A 16,143-nucleotide genomic window follows, 5' to 3' on the forward strand; every position below is an offset into this window, starting at 1 on the left:
AGAAATGAATATAACTTTGCACCACCTGAAGGCAAACAGCTAAGTTCCAGCCAAAATATGCCTGTCTGGATTGATATTCCTCCGCCTACACGAGAAGAACTGATTGCTGCTGCTGATGCGGAGAAGCAAAAAAGAATAGATTCAGCCAATGATTACATGAACAGTAAGCAGTGGTCCGGTAAGGCGGCGATTGGCAGGCTGAAGGGCGACGAACTGGCGCAATACAACCTGTGGCTAGATTATCTGGATGCACTGGATGGAGTGGATACTTCCAGCGCACCAGATATTGAATGGCCTATGCCTCCGGGGGAACAGGCCAGCTAACACGCTCTGGGTCGGCTGTCACATCAGCCGACTTAACCTCATTTTTATACGCCATCCACGCCGACAGTTTAGCCCTGCTGGCGTCGCTGATTTCACCCAGCAGCAACTCTGTACGCCAGTCCAGCATCACAGCGTCAGCATCTTTTAGCAGTCGCTGACGCTCATTTTCAGCGTTCTGAATCAGTTCTTGCTTTGTGGGGACAGGAATATCAACCCATACCGGCATTCCGTCAGAATTGATACCCAGGCGTTTTCCTGTCGGGGGTATACCATTGTATGTATCGCGTATGTCTCCAGAGACTTCTATTACATCTTCGGGGAGAGTTCCTGCTGCCTCATAGTTGTTTCGTAAGACATCGGGATAAAATGCTAATGTACTGCGTGAAAATAAATACATAGTTATCTCCCTATTGCTATATATGCACCATTTTGTGGGGTCAGGCCGTTTGTTCCTGCCCGGAAACGGGTTAAAGATGCTTCAGTGTCAACAATAAAATTAACACTCGTATCTACAGCTCCGTTTCCTGTGTGTATTGCAACAGGAGGAAGTAATAATTCGTTTGGAAACGGAATAGGATAATTCGTTACTGGCCAGTTTGCTTTGTCTCCAACACCGGCAGTTAAAACATCAAACTGGATGATGTGTCCGCTGGGAAGCGTAATCCAGCGGCTACCAAATGCAAATGACGACATATCCGGTATCTGGTCCGCGTCTGTTCCTGTGTTCTTTTTGGCGGCGCTCCCCAGTTCAAGATATGACAACACTGATGACTTGGTGCTTGCCGCGATTATTGCCCTTCCGATATCAGAAAAATCGGTCATCGACATTACGTCTGGGCCAGAAAAATAAGGGAGTTTATTGGCTGCGCCAGCCAGCCTGGCAAGCGCTGTCAGGGTGTTATCTGCATCCTGCTTGCCTTTGAGTAAGTCGGGTACACCAAGATATGCCAAAACATCTGAGGTCGTGCCACCTGCGATTATATCTCTGCCAACTTTTGTAAAACCAAGGTATTCGAGAAGGGCAGAAACTGATTTTCCAGACAATGCGGTCAATGTGTTATCAAGCGGCTGCTTACCTGCCAGCGCGTTCGTCATGGTGGTGGCAAAGTTTGGATCGTTACCCAAAGCCGCCGCCAGTTCATTCAGCGTATCAAGTGCTTCTGGGGAAGAGGCAACCAGTGCAGCAAGTGCTGCTTTAACAAATGCAGTGGTGGCCAGTTGCGTATCATTGGACGCCTGCACAGCGGTTGGTGCTGTCGGTTTGCCAGTTAATGCCGGACTGGCCAGCGGAGCATAATCGGCGACTACGTTTTTAACATGCCCGGTAGTGGCCAGTTTGGTGCTGTTATCCGTTTTGGTTAGCGTAGGCGCGGTAGGTGTACCGGTCAGCGCCGGGCTTTCCTTTGGTGCATACTGGGTGTGCGGGTCCGGCGCAGCAATATGATCTGCCAAATTCTTATCACCGCTCTCAACCTGTTGTTTCAGGTACGACGTTCGTTTGGCCAGTTGCTTCGCCTGACGGTTAGAAATTCCGTCAGGCCCGCCCAGTACGGGGTCAGAGACCTCAATCTGGTAGATGCCGTCTTCCCACTGTGGGGTTTCAGGTAGGTTTGCCATAATTAACTGCTCCCGTGGTTATAGCTGCCGTCATAGTTGACGGTGTTGTTGTAGCGAATTGCGACAGACTGATATTCCAGACTGGCAAGGTGACAGCGGGCAGGAGCGAACGCAGCGAGGGTCTGTCGCAGCATTGCCGCCTGGTCGTTAGTGATGGGCTGCCGGAGGATAACGCGGTAAACAGCCCATGCCTCGGCGTCACCGTGAACATAGTTACCGTTGTACGTGTGTCTGCCGTCGTAGCCGATTTGACCGGTCCCCTCAATTAGGTCGACCTCGCCAAAACCAAAGCGGCGGATGATTTCCCGAATTGACCACGGCGTCCCCTTGTAGCGGTGCAGCTCGATGGCCGATTTAATCAGGGCGCGTCGCACGTCATCCGCTTCTGCCAGCTCCCAGCCATCACCGAACAGCGAGAACTGCTCCCCCAGCCACGGCAGCGCGGAGCTGTCGACGATATCCACCAGGTACACCATCAGGGCTTCCAGGTTAATGTTGTCCAGGCGCCCGGCCAGTCTGCCCAGCGTTCTGAGGCTGATATCCCCCTCAAGCGGCGGTGGAAGCTGCAGCGGCTCAGCCATCGGCAACCCCCGTCATGGTGATGTTGATGGAGGTACAGTTGGCCCACTCGTTTTCCGCCACCACAACCAGCGCCAGACCGGGCAGCTCAACCTGATACACCCCATCAACGGACAGCACGGCGTTAATCTGCCCTGGCACGATATCCAGCCCCAGCTTTGCCCGACGGGCCGCCACCCAGCGCTGAATGGCATTATTTGCGGCGTCTTTTATCGAATTGACGTCCTGACCGCGATAAACCGTGATGCGGGCGTCGATGGCGTAGTCCACCTGGACGGGCTTTCTGGCATGAACGGTATCGGTGAGCGGTCGGACTTTCTCATCTGAGCAGAAGCTCTCGACCAGCGTGAGGATGCTGTCGTCCGGCAGGCCGGTGCTGAGCAGCGGATACAGCTCAACGGTACCGGGCACCGGGGAGAGAACGGCGACGTCGACAATGCTGGGATGTGCTCCCATGGCATGAAAACGGTATGCGCCACGGCTACCGGCGTTGGTGAAGGATTCCGGGGCCAGCCTGATGCGCTCACGCAGCCGGTCATTGTCTTCCTGCTCTGAGCCGCCAGAACTGGCGGACAGGTTGGTGACCTGCAGGTCGACGTTGTCAATCTCATCGAGCAGCTGGCTGACCTGAGCAGGCTGCCAGCCGTTACCGGCATCACCGGGTTCGGTACAGGTCGCCGTAACGTTGACCAGCAGCAGACCCGCCTTCAGCACCACGTCCGCGTCGGTGGCGAAAATAACGCTGTCGGAGGCGCTGACGCGGGTGCCTGCAGGTATCAGCACATCCATCACCATCGCTTCGTCGACAGCGAACTGGAGAGGGGTGGATGCAGACTGCGCGGCCAGACGGTACACGCCAACCAGCTCACCGAGGTAATCAATCATCGGCTCACGGGCAAAGGCGACCAGATTCTGCTTTGCCGCCTCCTGTACTGCCACCCTGACCAGCATTTCGCGGTAGGCCCACAGGTCAATCAGCAGACGTTCGGCCTGCGCCGGATACAGCGTCTTGCCGGTGTCAGCCTCATACTGCGCAATCATTTCAGCCGTGATTTTGTCGGCATCGCGTTCAATAAAATTGGGTTCTGTCAGCGCCATAGCAGTTCCTGAGTCCGGGATTGTCCGTCCGAGCCTTTCCAGCTCACCCGGAGGGTAAGATGTTCACCGTCAACGGCGGGTTTAACCGACGTCAGCTGGCAGCGAGGCTCCCAGCGACGAATGGCATCGACGGACTCACGCACGACGTGTGGAATGGCACGCTCAACGGGCCAGTCGATATAAAGGTGCAGATTGCTGCCGAACTCCGGGCGGTGCGGGTCGCTGCCGCGAGGTGTGCGCAGAATGATTTGAATGGCCTGCCAGATATCATCCAGCCCCTGGACGATTTCGCCGGGGGCCTGCAGGGCCGGTTGCCAGAATACTGAGGTCGTTTTCATGGGGGCAGTATTGCCCCCGGAAGGGATAGCCGATATTAAAGGCGTTTAAGAAGATGTGCGGGACTGGTTGCCAGTATTACTGGTCCGAAGTGATACTGCCGGTGGCGTGGGCGCTGCCTTCAATCTCCAGATTGCCGGTGATGCGGGCCGCAGCGCCTTCACCACCAGAGGCTTCCAGCCCTCCTTTGAGAACGGTTTTCCCGCCAACGGTCAGATTGCCGGGAATTTCGGTTTCCTCAGCATCGATAACAGCGCTCTGCGCTTTGACCGTCACTTTGTTCAGACACTCAACCGTAATGTGCTCCACGCTGCCCCGGATGGTGAGCGTATGAGTGCCCCGGTGGTAGCTGAACTCGGCCCCGTCGCTGAATATTGTCCCGCGAACGTCCTTGTCACTGAACGAGGGTTTATCAACGGCTGAATAGACCGCACCGAGGATCACGCCATCTTCGCCATTTTCGTCCAGCAGCACCTTGACCTGTTCCCCCACATCCGGGAGCCAGTAGTCTTTGTTGTTCTGGGTGTTGGGCTGCAGGACGTCCAGCCAGTTGGTGCGCATGTTGTCGCACTCGGGCAGCCGGACGCGGGCTTTCACGCCAGCAGCATCGACGGCGCTGACGGTACCGGTCTGCAGGGTTACGCCTGTCATTTTTTCTTCTCCTTTATTACCGTGGATGTGCTGCCGTCAGGCTTGTAGACGGTGAGCGTCTGGGTCTTGCCGGTTTTGTTACCTTTCTTCGCCTTACCCCGCGTCACTGGCCCCCGCGCCACGTCCAGCTCGGTCACGTAGCCGCTGCTGCGGTCGAGGGTGTGGCGGGCGGTGGTTATCAGCCACGGCCCGGACAACTGACCAAATCCGGACAGCTCAATTTTATTACCCGCTATCAGCTGGGACGCTCCCATGAGGGTCAGGGAGCCACTCTGCTGATATTCATTGTGACGGGCCAGCGCGGAATCTGCCTTAATGCGGGCGCTGTCCGGGTCACTGACGCGGCTGTTGACCTGAAGACGGTCGGCGCTGGTGACCTTGCCGCCTTTGGTTTGCTTGCTGCTCTCACTGGTGCCTCCGTCAGCCTCATACACAATCAGCTTTTTCGTGCTGCTCTTCTGGTGCTTGACCCTGGCGGATTTGTAGACCCGATTGATGGTATCGCGCAGCGAGTAGCGAGCCACGTCCTGTGGCTTCAGCTGCTTAACCGGCTCCTGGCTGCGAAGTGTGGCCAGATGCGAAAATATCAGCTGGTCGCTGACAATCTTCACCGCATAGCCGTACTCGCTGGCGAGCCGGTGCAGAAAGGCCACGTCGGTCTCGGCGTACTGCGTCACCCGGTCAATTTTGATAGCCTCGATGCTGCCCACCAGTTTCAGTTGATGCTTTTTGGCAATGCGCCCGGCGATGGCCGCCAGCGTGGTGCTCTCGAAACCCCGGCTTGATTTCGTCCGTAATGCGCTGTTGACCGAGGTGGACACGCCCCGGATGGAGACCACGGACGCGGGCGAACTGACCTCTATCTCGTCAATGGAGAAGGTACCGCAGGACAGCAGTTTCTCCCCCTGATAGCCCACCTTCAGGGTCAGCGTGTCGCCTTTGCCCGGATACCACGCATCCAGCCAGCGACCATCGGTATCATCCAGCTCCACCTCGATGGTGTCGGACTCATTTTTGATGTTATCGCTGTACGTAATGCGGGTGACGTATGGGGTGATATCGCTGGTGATATTCTTTTTCAGATACCACAGGGTGAACACCGGCGACAGCACCTCGCTGACGCCGCCCGGGGCAGACGATGTCTGCGTGCTGCTTACCTCAGCCATGGCGGGGTATCCTCTTCTGTTGTGGCTTCTTCAGCCTCAATCACCGGGATAAGCAACAACAGCCCGGAGGGAAGCACCGGCGTGATGGCCACGTGCGGGTTAGCGGCAATAATCCGGGGGTAGCCCATCGGGTCGCCGTAGTACTGCCATGCAAGCGAGTCCCAGCGATCCCCGTTACGGGTGACATGTTTAAGGAACATCAGACACTCCTCGCCATAATTCTGGCTGCCATGGTGCTTAATCCCGGCGACATGCGGGTAAAGGTGGTACTGGCGGAGTTCAACTGACCAGAAACCGCATCCAGCGCCGCCGCAATATTGCTGCCGTCGACACCGTTCAACAAAGACTGCGCCTGCTGAACATACGCAGCGGCCTCACTGGTGGCCCGGGCCAGACTGACGGCCTCCGGCATGGACTCGGCCAGCGCATTAAACGCCGGGATACTGCTCCCCAGTGACCCGGAGATATTTCCCAGCCCACTCATCAGCCCCGGCACGCGGGTCAGTGCCACGGTCGGGTTATCTTTCATTTTCTCCGCAATCCGCACTGCGCTCATGGTGGTCTGGAGCGCCGATTGCGCCTGTTTTGCGTAGTTGACGCCGTCCCGGACAAACTGCGCCACACCGGAAGGCGATGGAACCGCAGAAGACACCGCGCCGGTGCCCGGCACCTGCGTGCGGATGGCAGGTGGCTTCAGGGGGTTTTTAGGGTCGCCGATGTACTCCCTGAGCGATGCGGTGGCGTTGACTGCCAGCACGTTGCCGGTGCTGTCGGTCTGTTCGCTGGTTGCGGTCACGTCGGTTATCACAAACCAGCCGCGATAGTCGCCGTTGCCAAACACCAGAGCCAGCGCCTGATGGGCCTTCATCGCCGTTCTGAGGCGGGCCAGCTCGACGTCGGGCACGCAATAATGCTGGTGAAAGACCAGGCTTATCTGGATTTCGTCCAGCTTGTCGCCGATGAACTGCAGGCCGGGTTTCCCTTCGATGCGGGGGTGCTCGGCATAATCGACACCGAACGTCGCTTCGAAGCCGTCCCAGTAGGTAATCAGCTCAAACTCAATATCGCCCAGAACCGCAAACATCAGCTGTACCTCCGGCGTTGTTGCTGGGCCAGCAGGCGCTCCAGCATTTTCTCCAGCTCGTGTACGCTCATATTCAGCGCCCCGGTTAACCCGGCGGGCGTCGACGTTTCTTTGCCGTTAAGGTAAAACTGGGGATTAAAGTCGATGTTAATACCGCCAGTAGCTCCGCCTCCGGCAGCAGTACCGGCTCCTCGTCCGCCATACCCTGCGGCCATAATCTCTGGTGACGGAAGGCGGGGGACGTCCGGGGTCATTTCTTCAGCCAGCCGCTGTCCGGCCAGCGCTGCAAGCGGAGTGGTTCGCTGCAGGCCAATGGCGGCACCCTGCGCGATGTTGTCACCGAATCCCATAAACACCCGGCTCGGCGAATGGATACCCAGTTTTTCTTTAAACCAGCCGCCGACGTTGTCGCCCATGTCGGTGACGGTGGTTTTGAGCGTTTCCCACTTGTTTTTGATGCCGTTAATCAATCCGTCGATAAGGTTACTGCCGAAGTCTGTGAACTTTGCGGGCAGGTCAACGCCCAGATATTTCAGGGCGGCGGCAAAGGCTTTATACAACAGGCCAACCGGAGACCAGTTCATCAGCAGTTTGCTAATCCCCACGATACCGCCATTAAACGCCATTTTAATGTCAGTCCAGCGCTGTTTAAACCAGCCGCTGACCGCACCCCAGTTGCGATAAATAAGGTAAGCTGCTGCCGCGACGGCGGTTGTAGCGAGACCAATGGGATTCATCAGCAAAGCCCGCCCCATCCAGAGAACGGCCCGCCCGACGAGCATGATGCCGCGAACAAGGCTGCCAGCCAGTACACGCCCCAGCGTTCCGGCCCCTTTAGCAACTGAGCTGAAGCCAGTCACCAGCCAGCGGAGTTTACCGCCTTCCCCCAGCGCCAGCGTAAGACGTAGCCAGTTGGCACGCAGCAAAATTAAATTTTTCCAGACGTTCACAAAGGGGGAAATCAGCAGGTTCAGCCCCAGTTTGAGGCCGATGGTGGCCATCTTAAACGCGAGCAATGCGCCTATTACCTGAATCGTACCGCTCACGAGTTGCGGGTTGGCTGCAATCCACTTACCGACGCTGTTCATTAATGGGATGAACGTTTCTCCCAGTTGGATCAACGCCGGGCGTAATGATTCACCGATGCTGATAGCCGCGTCGTTAAAGCCAATCTGCGTTCTGCGCCAACGCCCTTCAAGCGTATCATTCTGTTTCGCTGCATCCTTGTCCAACGTAGACATTGCAGAAGGAGTATTCATTTCCTGCTTGTTAGACTGGTATTTATCCCAGCCCTGACGCATCGACAGCAGATGGTTGACTGTCTGAATATCGGTGAATACTTCCGCTAGTCCGAAGGACTCCATCAGCTTCTGCTGGCCCTCCTGATCGCCTCTAGAGCCTGCGGCTTTCCATTGCTGCACGAATGCCTTGCCTTTACCGTCAATAAATCGGTTGGCAATCATGAGAGATGCTTCATATTGAGAGAGACCCTGGGCTACATAATTTTGCATTGACCCTTGGTAATCCACACCTGCCTTGGCGTATTTCTGCGTAGTATCTCCGCGTCCCATCGCCGCCAGCCAGTTGGACATATTAGTGACGGCTTCTTCTGCTGAACCGCTGCCTTTACCTACTTCCAGACTGGCGACAATTTGGGTTATGGCGTCTTTACCGTAAATACCACGGGCCGCAAAGGCTTTTGCCATGCCGGGTAGTGCTTTAGCCATATCCTTCAGTTCAAACGAGCCGAGCTTGGCCCCTGTCGCTGCGATACCAAATGCCTGTTCCAGCTCTTTGGCATCGGTAATTTTGAGGGCATCACTGAAGGCATAGGTCATTTTTGCCAGGTCAGTCATATCGGCTTTTGTCGCGGTGGCCGCTTTACCCAGCATCCCGGCAAACGTAGCAGCCTGCTCCGGTGCCATACCATCAGCAACCAGTTGGCCTACTCCTCCCATCAGGGATTCCTGTAGCTGGTTAATCTTCAGAGAAGCCTGCCTGATGGCCTGACCTATCGCTCGTTCCTGCTTTGCATCCAGATCGCCGGTGACGCTGATATCGCGCAACTGGGATTCAAACGAGGCATATTGTTTGACGGATGCCATGACAGGAGCGCCCAGCGTTCTGCCGATAGCGTAAGTTTCTGCACCCTGACCATAGAGCGCCATGCGGTTGGCCTTCAGTGCATCACTGGTAGCGGATGCAGCCGACAACCGGCGCTGCTGACGCTCAACCTGCTCCATTGTCCGGCCAACCCGTTGCAGTGCATTGTTCAGGTTCTGCATGGAGGAGGTGCCAAGGTGGCCGTAACGCGCTATTTTTTGCGTCAGATTATCCTGCCGCTCCTGCAGACGGCGGGAGGTATCATTAAGGGAGTCAAGCGCACGACGAGTACCGCTCATTGCAGAACGGAAGGTGCTGCCAATCATCCCACCGATAACAACGCCGACTGAAAACTGACCCGACATAGTGGTTAACCTCTGGGGTGAATGCAAATATGTGAGGGGATAATGCAGAACAGCCACCACTGGCGGCTGCTCATACTACGATTTGTCGCCGTACTCGCTGGCGATCTGTTCTTCAGCCTGTTCCAGCCACATTTCCAGATCGTCAATATCGAGAGCGTCAATTTCCCCCGGCTGGAACCGGAACCACCTCGCCAGCAGCCCCTGCGCCTTTGTCATCGTCTTCGGATTTCTTACCCACCCCTGTGATTTTCTGAAATCGTTTCTGCAGCTCCACATAATCAGCCAGATCCATATTGTCCAGGTCTTCCGGCAGGATGCCGGAACTGCGGGCAATCAGGGATTCATCCCAGTCATCCGGGTCTTTAGAGATTTTTCGAACCAGCTTCAGATCTTTAACGGTCAGACGTTTGAGTTCAATGCGCTCAATGCGTGTCCCGGCAGTGGTAGTGAATGGATGGGCTGGGATGAATACTTCGGGTTGTACCTGTGACATGTTCATGCTCCTGTGTGGTTTCAGAGCAGTATGTCCAGTTGAGGGGATAGCGGATATTAAAGGGGGTTAAGAAGAAAGGGAGCCTTGCGGCCCCCTGAAATATGACTACCCGCCAATATTGATGCGGTAATCGGTCAACTGGTCAACGCCGCCGACGCGGAAGATGTTGGCCAGATAATCCAGCTCCAGCAGCTCTTCGCCATCCATCACCTGTTTGATGTACGTGCAGGTGAAGGCGCTGGAGAATTCCGCATTCTCATGCTGTTTGAAGGTACCCAGCGGGTTCTTCTTGAACATGATGGTCAGGAACGTCACCAGCGGCACTTCATCAATCAGGCCCTGAGAGCTGTAGCGCTGAACGCTGGAGCGGCACTGCAGCGCCAGCGACTTATACGGGTTAGCGGCAGACAGCATCGCATCGCGGTAGAAGCTGTTCCACTTAATCTCTCCCTCCAGCTTATCGAAGCCTGCCGGGAGTTCCACCTTGCCCACCATACCCAGCGCTTTATGCTCCTGCATGGTCATGGATACGTCGGGAAGTTTGACCTCCTCGGCCCGCCCCAGCAGGTTAGCGCCATCCAGATAGATGTTGGCATTAGTGATGCGGTTGATCTCAATCTTTGACATCAGCTATTCCCCTTCAGGGTTAACAGGTATTCCGAGGTGATCTCGGTCTCAAACGTCAGTCGCTCCAGCGGCGGCGGTGGCGTGTATTTGTAGCTCAGCAACAGGTGACCGGCGGCAAGCTCCGTCTCTTCGTTACGGGCGGGATCAAACCAGCATTTAAAGCCCAGCAGCGCACCGTCGCCAATCATCTTGCGCCCGTAGGCGTTGACCGATTCCGTCAGCGCATCAATCAGCGCCTGGGTAATCGGCATGTCGATGTACTGCTGGCTGAAGTAACGCAGGGACTCGTTGATCACATCACCGGTGCGACGAACGTTCTCAAAGTTGCGCATATGGGTGACCGTTGGCCATGCCGCCGTCCGGTTGCCCCACAGACGCAGGCCGCTGCCGTAGCTGCTGAAGACCGTCGTGATGCCCTGTTCGTTGAGCAGATTCACCTCGCTCTGCGGGTCGTCAATCATGGCTGACAGCTGGCGCTCCACACCGGTGATACCCATAATTTCCTGGTTGGAGGACGACCACCAGTAGCCCTTGTCCAGGTCGACTTTGGCACGCAGACCCGCAGCACGCTGGCTCAGTGGTTCCAGCCGTTCGCTGTTGGTGGCCGCGTCGTACACCTTAACGTGCGGATAGCACAGACGGACACGGTCTGAACTGGTATTAAAGTTGATGGTACCCACCGGCCCACGACCCGCCAGCGCCTGCGCAAAGGTGGTCCCAATCGGCGCGTCGATGTAGGCCACTGCGCCCAGCTTTTCAGCCATGGCGATAAGCTCCACCGAGACGCTGTTCTGGGTACAGAACACCGGGGCAATCAGGATTTTGGCGAAGTAGCCGAACAGATTGAAACTGTCGTTCAGCAGCTTCATGCCGGTACGGTTGCCCGCCGCATTGACAGCACCGATGATATCCGCTGCCGTGACCTTCGTCGGGTCAGCGTAGTTATAGCTGGCTTTCACTTTGGCACCCGGTGCGATGCTTTTCCCGAGGTTCGTCAGCACGCCGGTCTGCGCATCAAGCACATAGTCCTCACCTTCAGCGTAAGGCTGGCCATCGCCCTCGGGTTTCAGAACCAGCTGTGCGACGACAGGGTTAGCGAGCGTTGCTTTGCCGGTGGTTTTGTCAAACGTTACCACTTCATCGGCCACAGCGGTTTTATGGGTAGCCGGGTCAAGGACGTTAATCACCAGCACCGTGCCCGCACCGTGGTCGTAGATAGCGTCCAGCGCCTGCGGAATGGTGAAGCCGGTAAGCTGGCTGCCAAACGCGGCGGCATCCTTCTCGGACAGGCACTGTACCAGGGTGTTGATGCTGCCCATAGGGGCGGTACCAATCAGCCCGATAACGGCAGATTTTACCGTTTTAACCGGACGGGCACCGTTCTCCACTTCAATGGTTTCAACGCCGTGCAGATAGTTAGCTGACATGGCTGTCCTCCGCTTTCGTATCAGTGTCGTTACCGTTGCGGCGTTTCACCGGGATAGTCTCGGGTGGGCTGGCGGGCGGCGTATCTTCGGCTTCTGGTGACAGATGCTTCAGCGCCACCAGTACCTTCACATAATCATGCTCCTCCGGCAGGGAGACTGTCTTCCCCGGCCAGAGCAGGACTTCAGTTCCGTCCGACAGCGTGACGCCACTGGCCGGGCCGGAATAGCGGTAATTTTTCGTCGCTTGTGCTTTCATCACTCGCGCTCCTCGTAGTTCACTTCGGTTAACAGTGGGCCGGACGGTAAATCGCTGTCTTCGATAAAGACGCTCTCCGTCGCAAAGTCGAGCGCGTACTGCCACAGCCCCTTAACTTCACCGATAAACACTTCACGGGTCAGCCAGATGCGGCGGCGGCAGTTCGGCGGGGTGTATCCACCGAGGATGCGGCGCACCATGTCCAGCACATCCACCGCCCCCTGCTTACCGTTAAGTTGACGAAAGATCACCGTGACACAGAGCTGGATTGTCTGGGGCTGGATCACCGCGCCAATATCGTTGGGTTTGTCGAAGCGCGACCCGGCGTAGCTCACCAGCAAGGCTCCCTTCGGATGGTTCAGGCGGTATTCCGCCGGTTTCTCCGGGAAATACTCCACCGCCAGCGTCGGGAGCTTCTCCTTCAGGCGGACAACAACCGCATCAATAACGGGCAGAACGTTCATCAGTATTTCTCCAGTAAGCCATCGCGCCCGCCAAAGGTAGGGCGGCGTGACCGTGCCCGGATTTCCCCGGACTCCGGTACATCCTTCTGAGTGGACTGCAGCCCCAGCGTGAGTTTTTGGTCACGGATGGCTTCCAGCTGGCGGCAGGCTGCTTTGTTGTCGTCCTTGACGGTATCCGGGATAGCGCCTTCCGGACGGCGGGCATACAGACGATAACGGGTCAGCGTGACAGCAATATCCCGCAGAACGGTCGGCACCTCCGCCAGCGGCAGGGTATAGCGCCCACGCAGGTGGGCATCTATCAGTTCACCGGCGTAGCGGATGCAGCTCTCGACCACGGTCGCGTTGACCGGAGGTTGCTCATCAAACCCCACCGTCTCATTGGTCAGTTCGATGAGCGTCCGCTCCGGCATCTGCTCCAGCAAATCGGAAAGCGTGCAGTACATGTCACACCCCGCGCAGAATGCGGATGGCGTCACCGGCTGCCAGCGCTTCATCCAGCGCAATCCCGGCGGATATGCCTGCCGGAGTATCTCCGGCTGCGGGAACCTGAGGAACGGCGCAGGCGTTCGCATCCGACTGGACGTTCTGCCCTTTGGTCACTGCCGCACCGGCTTCCACGACAATGATGCCGAGAACGTTCACCGGCACAATATCACCGGCGGCGGCATCGACTTCCGCTACGCCGAGCGCGACAGCACCAGCCTTGCAGGGGGCATTATCGGCCCCGACAAAGCGCTGTTGCGTCAGGGCGGCAAACGCCGTCACCGATGTGGTCAGAATGACCTGTTGAGTTGCACCCATGATCCTCTCCTTATTTCACGATGTTGCTGATGAGATACCCGGCATCGCCACCGACCACGGCAACTTTGTAGATATCGGTATAACGGCAGTAATTCACCTTGCCGCCTGCGCCGTCGTACTTATCGGCAACTGGCATGCCTTTACGGCGCAGGGTGTAGCCGAACGACGGTTCGTTTTCATCTGCACTGGTGGTTCCTGGCTGGGGCTTACCGACGTAATGCAGCATCAGGTTGTCGGCCCAGATATCGGACGGCGTTTTGTCCTTATCCTGCGCATCTTTCATGGAGGCCATGGATACCGGTTCGCCGACCACCACGTCTTCCACCTGGAAAAGGTCTTTCAGAATTTCGAGGGTGATCCGCTTACGTTCGTTAGCGCCAATCGCCGCCTGAATCGCCGGGTGGAACTTCAGCAGCGCCATGACGCTGGCTCCCATAGTCATCAGGTTCGGACGCAGGCCGGTTTTGTTACGCACTGCTTCGATACCGGCTTCAATGACACCAATCGGATCACCTTTACCGCCAACCCAACGCTCAGCTGCTGCTAAGGCCTTGACGCTCCCCTGTACATAGACTTTCGGATCCTGAGCCAGGCGGGCGGCATACAGCTCGCGCTTCAGGTTGACGCCATTCGTTACGCGGCGAATGGCCTTGGATTCTTCGTTGAACATTGACTCGGCTTTTTCGCGATAGTCCACCGGCGCGGCCAGATCGTGTTCATTCAGTACCAGGTCAAGGCTCCCGGTTTTCTCACGCACCAGAACGTTACTGTCTGCCCCCACGGCTCGCTGGGTTTCGAACTCAACAAATGCCGTTTTGCCGAAGGTAGGTACTGTCACACCTTCTTTATCGGTCTCAACAATCGGGAAGATGCGCTCGCCGATGAAGGCCGCATTTTTATAACCGCGTGCGATGCTGGTCAGCACCGGATCAACGACGCGCTTACCCTTTAAATAATCAGACATGTTCTCTCCTTAATTACAGGCAGCGGGAGACAGCAGCGTCGTAGCTGATGCCTTCTTTTTTCGACAGGTCCAGCGCTTTCTGATGCAGCGCCAGACGGTCCGGGTCGGCTTCAGCAAACTCCGCTGAAGTCGTTTTGGTATCTGTGTCCACGCGGTCTTTGGTCGCATGTTCACCGAAATTCAGCACAGGGGCAGTGCCGTCCAGCAGCGTCTTAAACGCCGCTGCCAGTGGGGTGCGGGTATCGCCTTCGGCAAACTCAACCGGCTTGTCTCCACCGGCTACCGCATCAAGAATGGCGACCACAACCGGCTTTGCTGCAGGAGTCAGACGGCCAGCACCGACCAGCTTCTCGGCAAAAGAAACGTTGTCCGCGTGCAACTTATCCAGCTTGTTCTTCGCTTCCAGCGCTTCCCGCTGGGTCGCTTCGGCTTTCAGACGGGTGTTTTCCGCCTGCAGCGCTTTGATTTCGTCTTCGGTCATTGCGTTACTCTCTTTTTGAGGGGATGGATTACGTTCACTGAAATCGGGGGTTTTGACTGGTTCATCGCGATAAGCCTCATCACGCAGTGAATCCAGCTGCCACGACGGGATGATTTTGTCGGTCTCATCAATCCCGAACCGGGCAATCAGGAAATCACGCAGACGGCTCCACAACGAGGCGTTGGTGATATCGCTCCAGTCGGCAAACTCGACGACGCCTTCTTCTTTCTCGCCAAACGAGACCTGCTTCAGCCCCTTAATGGAAGGTGGTTGTGCGCCCAGAAAACCGACATGGCGCAGGTAAAGCACACCCGGCTTCGGGTTATTCGGTGAGTCAGGGAGATAAAACGAGGCAGAGACCTTCTTGAAGCGTCCGTTGCCCACCAGTTCGGCAAACTGCGGGTCGAGCTGTTCAGGCTCTGCCAGCAGGTCAGCGCCGCTGAGTGACAGGGACTTCACCCAGCCCCACGCCGGGTCTTCGGTTTTCGGGTGACCAATGACGAGAGGAGCTTCGTGGACGGATGGATCGTAGGCTTTGACGCAGGCGGCAAGGTCGCTCTGCGTGAACGGCAGTTTCGTGCCGTGCATATCGGTATGGGTACCGGCTTTAAAAATATGAATGGCTGACATTTTGCTGTCCCGCGTTACGTTGTCGGAGACAGTCTGCGGAAAAGCACGCAATAGCGCTTTTAATCTGCTTTAGAAAAAACTGGGGGAGAGAAGTACGGCGAAGGGAAACAGGGACGATTAAAGCGGTAAACGAGGGGGCTGTAAACCTTTATAAAGGCTCCGGAGCGGGTAACGCGGTAAATCACCCGCCCCGGAGGGTTAAATTCAACGGTGGGCCGCTGATTCAAGATGCCGGACAATCGTATCCAGAACCGAGGTCTCAGCCTCTGGTTGCAGCTCACCGTCGCCGGTCAGCGGCAGATAAGGGCGGGCTTCCAGCTCCACGGAATGTTTACGCCCGGCCTCGCCACCGAACTGATGAATCGGGCCATACACTTTGTTGGTACCGAGCATCGCATGGCTGGCGTCATAATCGGTGGAAATACTCCCTTTCAGGCCACCGGCATTCCCCTTGTCCTGCAGCGTCATGCCGTCCCGCTCCTGTGCAGCCAGCGAAGGTGTCCAGGCCGGGCGACCTTCATCTTCGAAGTTCAGCAGCGTTTCCGTCAGGAGGGTCCCGGCGATTTTACGCATCGCGGGCGTGAGGTCTGTCGCTGCCAGCTCCAGCGCACTGAGGCTCTGGCGCAGGGATTTATCGTTAATGGTGATAGTGACCAGATTATCTGAAGCCATCG

22 protein-coding genes are annotated in these 16,143 nt (G+C 56.7%); 1 reads left to right on the forward strand and 21 read right to left on the reverse strand.

What is annotated here, in order from left to right; translation table 11 throughout:
* Positions 1-324, forward strand: a 324-nt coding sequence (locus OGY33_RS16245) for a tail fiber assembly protein (protein WP_286571926.1), incomplete at its 5' end; no start/stop codon positions are given.
* Here OGY33_RS16245 and OGY33_RS16250 read toward each other — a convergent pair.
* From OGY33_RS16250 to OGY33_RS16350, 21 genes are all read right to left on the reverse strand, one after another.
* On the reverse strand, positions 296-721 hold the full coding sequence (locus OGY33_RS16250) for a tail fiber assembly protein (protein ID WP_286571928.1): 426 nt from the start codon (positions 719-721) through the stop codon (positions 296-298). The genes OGY33_RS16245 and OGY33_RS16250 overlap by 29 nt on opposite strands.
* A 2-nt stretch (positions 722-723) precedes the next feature.
* Entirely contained in the window at positions 724-1,941 is a 1,218-nt protein-coding gene (locus tag OGY33_RS16255; RefSeq protein ID WP_286571930.1) for a gp53-like domain-containing protein, read from the reverse strand.
* Positions 1,942-1,943: 2 nt separating this feature from the next.
* A complete protein-coding gene (locus tag OGY33_RS16260) occupies positions 1,944-2,522 on the reverse strand; it encodes a phage tail protein I (RefSeq protein ID WP_115454717.1) in 579 nt (192 codons plus the stop codon).
* Complete coding sequence (locus OGY33_RS16265) at positions 2,515-3,618, reverse strand: baseplate assembly protein (RefSeq protein ID WP_181562010.1); 1,104 nt, start codon at positions 3,616-3,618, stop codon at positions 2,515-2,517. The genes OGY33_RS16260 and OGY33_RS16265 overlap by 8 nt, the downstream gene beginning before the upstream one ends.
* Positions 3,609-3,956: a GPW/gp25 family protein gene (locus tag OGY33_RS16270; protein WP_115454719.1), complete on the reverse strand. Its 348-nt coding sequence runs from the start codon at positions 3,954-3,956 to the stop codon at positions 3,609-3,611. The genes OGY33_RS16265 and OGY33_RS16270 overlap by 10 nt, the downstream gene beginning before the upstream one ends.
* Before the next feature lie 76 nt (positions 3,957-4,032).
* A complete protein-coding gene (locus OGY33_RS16275; RefSeq protein ID WP_286571933.1) occupies positions 4,033-4,605 on the reverse strand; it encodes a phage baseplate assembly protein V in 573 nt (190 codons plus the stop codon).
* Positions 4,602-5,771 carry a phage late control D family protein gene (locus tag OGY33_RS16280; protein ID WP_286571935.1) on the reverse strand — a complete coding sequence of 390 codons (1,170 nt, stop codon included), beginning with the start codon at positions 5,769-5,771 and terminating at the stop codon, positions 4,602-4,604. Before OGY33_RS16280 ends, OGY33_RS16275 begins: the two co-directional genes overlap by 4 nt.
* Positions 5,759-5,971 carry a tail protein X gene (locus tag OGY33_RS16285; protein WP_286571937.1) on the reverse strand — a complete coding sequence of 71 codons (213 nt, stop codon included), beginning with the start codon at positions 5,969-5,971 and terminating at the stop codon, positions 5,759-5,761. Before OGY33_RS16285 ends, OGY33_RS16280 begins: the two co-directional genes overlap by 13 nt.
* Positions 5,971-6,855 carry a phage tail protein gene (locus OGY33_RS16290; protein WP_286571939.1) on the reverse strand — a complete coding sequence of 295 codons (885 nt, stop codon included), beginning with the start codon at positions 6,853-6,855 and terminating at the stop codon, positions 5,971-5,973. The genes OGY33_RS16285 and OGY33_RS16290 overlap by 1 nt, the downstream gene beginning before the upstream one ends.
* Positions 6,855-9,323 (reverse strand): phage tail tape measure protein, encoded by a 2,469-nt coding sequence (locus OGY33_RS16295; protein WP_286571942.1) that lies wholly within the window; start codon positions 9,321-9,323, stop codon positions 6,855-6,857. Before OGY33_RS16295 ends, OGY33_RS16290 begins: the two co-directional genes overlap by 1 nt.
* A gap of 75 nt (positions 9,324-9,398) precedes the next feature.
* The gene (locus OGY33_RS16300; RefSeq protein ID WP_114683004.1) at positions 9,399-9,539 is read right to left on the reverse strand and encodes a GpE family phage tail protein; all 141 of its coding nucleotides are present in this window, start codon (positions 9,537-9,539) and stop codon (positions 9,399-9,401) included.
* Complete coding sequence (locus OGY33_RS16305) at positions 9,481-9,816, reverse strand: phage tail assembly protein (RefSeq protein ID WP_286571945.1); 336 nt, start codon at positions 9,814-9,816, stop codon at positions 9,481-9,483. Before OGY33_RS16305 ends, OGY33_RS16300 begins: the two co-directional genes overlap by 59 nt.
* A 105-nt stretch (positions 9,817-9,921) precedes the next feature.
* On the reverse strand, positions 9,922-10,446 hold the full coding sequence (locus OGY33_RS16310) for a phage major tail tube protein (RefSeq protein ID WP_237423291.1): 525 nt from the start codon (positions 10,444-10,446) through the stop codon (positions 9,922-9,924).
* The gene (locus OGY33_RS16315) at positions 10,443-11,870 is read right to left on the reverse strand and encodes a phage tail sheath subtilisin-like domain-containing protein (RefSeq protein WP_286571947.1); all 1,428 of its coding nucleotides are present in this window, start codon (positions 11,868-11,870) and stop codon (positions 10,443-10,445) included. The genes OGY33_RS16310 and OGY33_RS16315 overlap by 4 nt, the downstream gene beginning before the upstream one ends.
* Positions 11,860-12,126 (reverse strand): hypothetical protein, encoded by a 267-nt coding sequence (locus OGY33_RS16320; RefSeq protein WP_286572055.1) that lies wholly within the window; start codon positions 12,124-12,126, stop codon positions 11,860-11,862. The genes OGY33_RS16315 and OGY33_RS16320 overlap by 11 nt, the downstream gene beginning before the upstream one ends.
* Complete coding sequence (locus OGY33_RS16325) at positions 12,126-12,590, reverse strand: Gp37 family protein (RefSeq protein ID WP_286571949.1); 465 nt, start codon at positions 12,588-12,590, stop codon at positions 12,126-12,128. The genes OGY33_RS16320 and OGY33_RS16325 overlap by 1 nt, the downstream gene beginning before the upstream one ends.
* Positions 12,590-13,036 (reverse strand): gp436 family protein, encoded by a 447-nt coding sequence (locus OGY33_RS16330; RefSeq protein WP_057069213.1) that lies wholly within the window; start codon positions 13,034-13,036, stop codon positions 12,590-12,592. Before OGY33_RS16330 ends, OGY33_RS16325 begins: the two co-directional genes overlap by 1 nt.
* 1 nt (position 13,037) lies before the next feature.
* Positions 13,038-13,394: a DUF2190 family protein gene (locus tag OGY33_RS16335; protein WP_115454729.1), complete on the reverse strand. Its 357-nt coding sequence runs from the start codon at positions 13,392-13,394 to the stop codon at positions 13,038-13,040.
* A gap of 10 nt (positions 13,395-13,404) precedes the next feature.
* The gene (locus tag OGY33_RS16340) at positions 13,405-14,358 is read right to left on the reverse strand and encodes a major capsid protein (RefSeq protein ID WP_057069209.1); all 954 of its coding nucleotides are present in this window, start codon (positions 14,356-14,358) and stop codon (positions 13,405-13,407) included.
* 13 nt (positions 14,359-14,371) lie between these two features.
* A complete protein-coding gene (locus OGY33_RS16345) occupies positions 14,372-15,469 on the reverse strand; it encodes a peptidase (RefSeq protein ID WP_286571952.1) in 1,098 nt (365 codons plus the stop codon).
* 204 nt (positions 15,470-15,673) lie between these two features.
* Positions 15,674-16,141, reverse strand: a complete 468-nt coding sequence (locus OGY33_RS16350; protein ID WP_286571954.1) for a phage virion morphogenesis protein — start codon at positions 16,139-16,141, stop codon at positions 15,674-15,676.
* Positions 16,142-16,143 lie beyond the last annotated feature (2 nt).

The sequence above is a fragment of the Citrobacter sp. Cpo032 genome (assembly GCF_030332975.1).
GTDB classification, from domain to species: domain Bacteria; phylum Pseudomonadota; class Gammaproteobacteria; order Enterobacterales; family Enterobacteriaceae; genus Citrobacter; species Citrobacter portucalensis.

Coding starts and splice junctions, on each gene's coding strand:
- OGY33_RS16330 (WP_057069213.1), bottom strand. CDS start 13,036: ATGTACTGCACGCTTTCCGATTTGCTGGAGCAGATGCCGGAGCGGACG.
- OGY33_RS16280 (WP_286571935.1), bottom strand. CDS start 5,771: ATGGCTGAGGTAAGCAGCACGCAGACATCGTCTGCCCCGGGCGGCGTC.
- OGY33_RS16250 (WP_286571928.1), bottom strand. CDS start 721: ATGTATTTATTTTCACGCAGTACATTAGCATTTTATCCCGATGTCTTA.
- OGY33_RS16290 (WP_286571939.1), bottom strand. CDS start 6,855: ATGTTTGCGGTTCTGGGCGATATTGAGTTTGAGCTGATTACCTACTGG.
- OGY33_RS16260 (WP_115454717.1), bottom strand. CDS start 2,522: ATGGCTGAGCCGCTGCAGCTTCCACCGCCGCTTGAGGGGGATATCAGC.
- OGY33_RS16335 (WP_115454729.1), bottom strand. CDS start 13,394: ATGGGTGCAACTCAACAGGTCATTCTGACCACATCGGTGACGGCGTTT.
- OGY33_RS16275 (WP_286571933.1), bottom strand. CDS start 4,605: ATGACAGGCGTAACCCTGCAGACCGGTACCGTCAGCGCCGTCGATGCT.
- OGY33_RS16305 (WP_286571945.1), bottom strand. CDS start 9,816: ATGTCACAGGTACAACCCGAAGTATTCATCCCAGCCCATCCATTCACT.
- OGY33_RS16270 (WP_115454719.1), bottom strand. CDS start 3,956: ATGAAAACGACCTCAGTATTCTGGCAACCGGCCCTGCAGGCCCCCGGC.
- OGY33_RS16345 (WP_286571952.1), bottom strand. CDS start 15,469: ATGTCAGCCATTCATATTTTTAAAGCCGGTACCCATACCGATATGCAC.
- OGY33_RS16285 (WP_286571937.1), bottom strand. CDS start 5,971: ATGTTCCTTAAACATGTCACCCGTAACGGGGATCGCTGGGACTCGCTT.
- OGY33_RS16265 (WP_181562010.1), bottom strand. CDS start 3,618: ATGGCGCTGACAGAACCCAATTTTATTGAACGCGATGCCGACAAAATC.
- OGY33_RS16300 (WP_114683004.1), bottom strand. CDS start 9,539: ATGACAAAGGCGCAGGGGCTGCTGGCGAGGTGGTTCCGGTTCCAGCCG.
- OGY33_RS16315 (WP_286571947.1), bottom strand. CDS start 11,870: ATGTCAGCTAACTATCTGCACGGCGTTGAAACCATTGAAGTGGAGAAC.
- OGY33_RS16255 (WP_286571930.1), bottom strand. CDS start 1,941: ATGGCAAACCTACCTGAAACCCCACAGTGGGAAGACGGCATCTACCAG.
- OGY33_RS16340 (WP_057069209.1), bottom strand. CDS start 14,358: ATGTCTGATTATTTAAAGGGTAAGCGCGTCGTTGATCCGGTGCTGACC.
- OGY33_RS16320 (WP_286572055.1), bottom strand. CDS start 12,126: ATGAAAGCACAAGCGACGAAAAATTACCGCTATTCCGGCCCGGCCAGT.
- OGY33_RS16350 (WP_286571954.1), bottom strand. CDS start 16,141: ATGGCTTCAGATAATCTGGTCACTATCACCATTAACGATAAATCCCTG.
- OGY33_RS16325 (WP_286571949.1), bottom strand. CDS start 12,590: ATGAACGTTCTGCCCGTTATTGATGCGGTTGTTGTCCGCCTGAAGGAG.
- OGY33_RS16295 (WP_286571942.1), bottom strand. CDS start 9,323: ATGTCGGGTCAGTTTTCAGTCGGCGTTGTTATCGGTGGGATGATTGGC.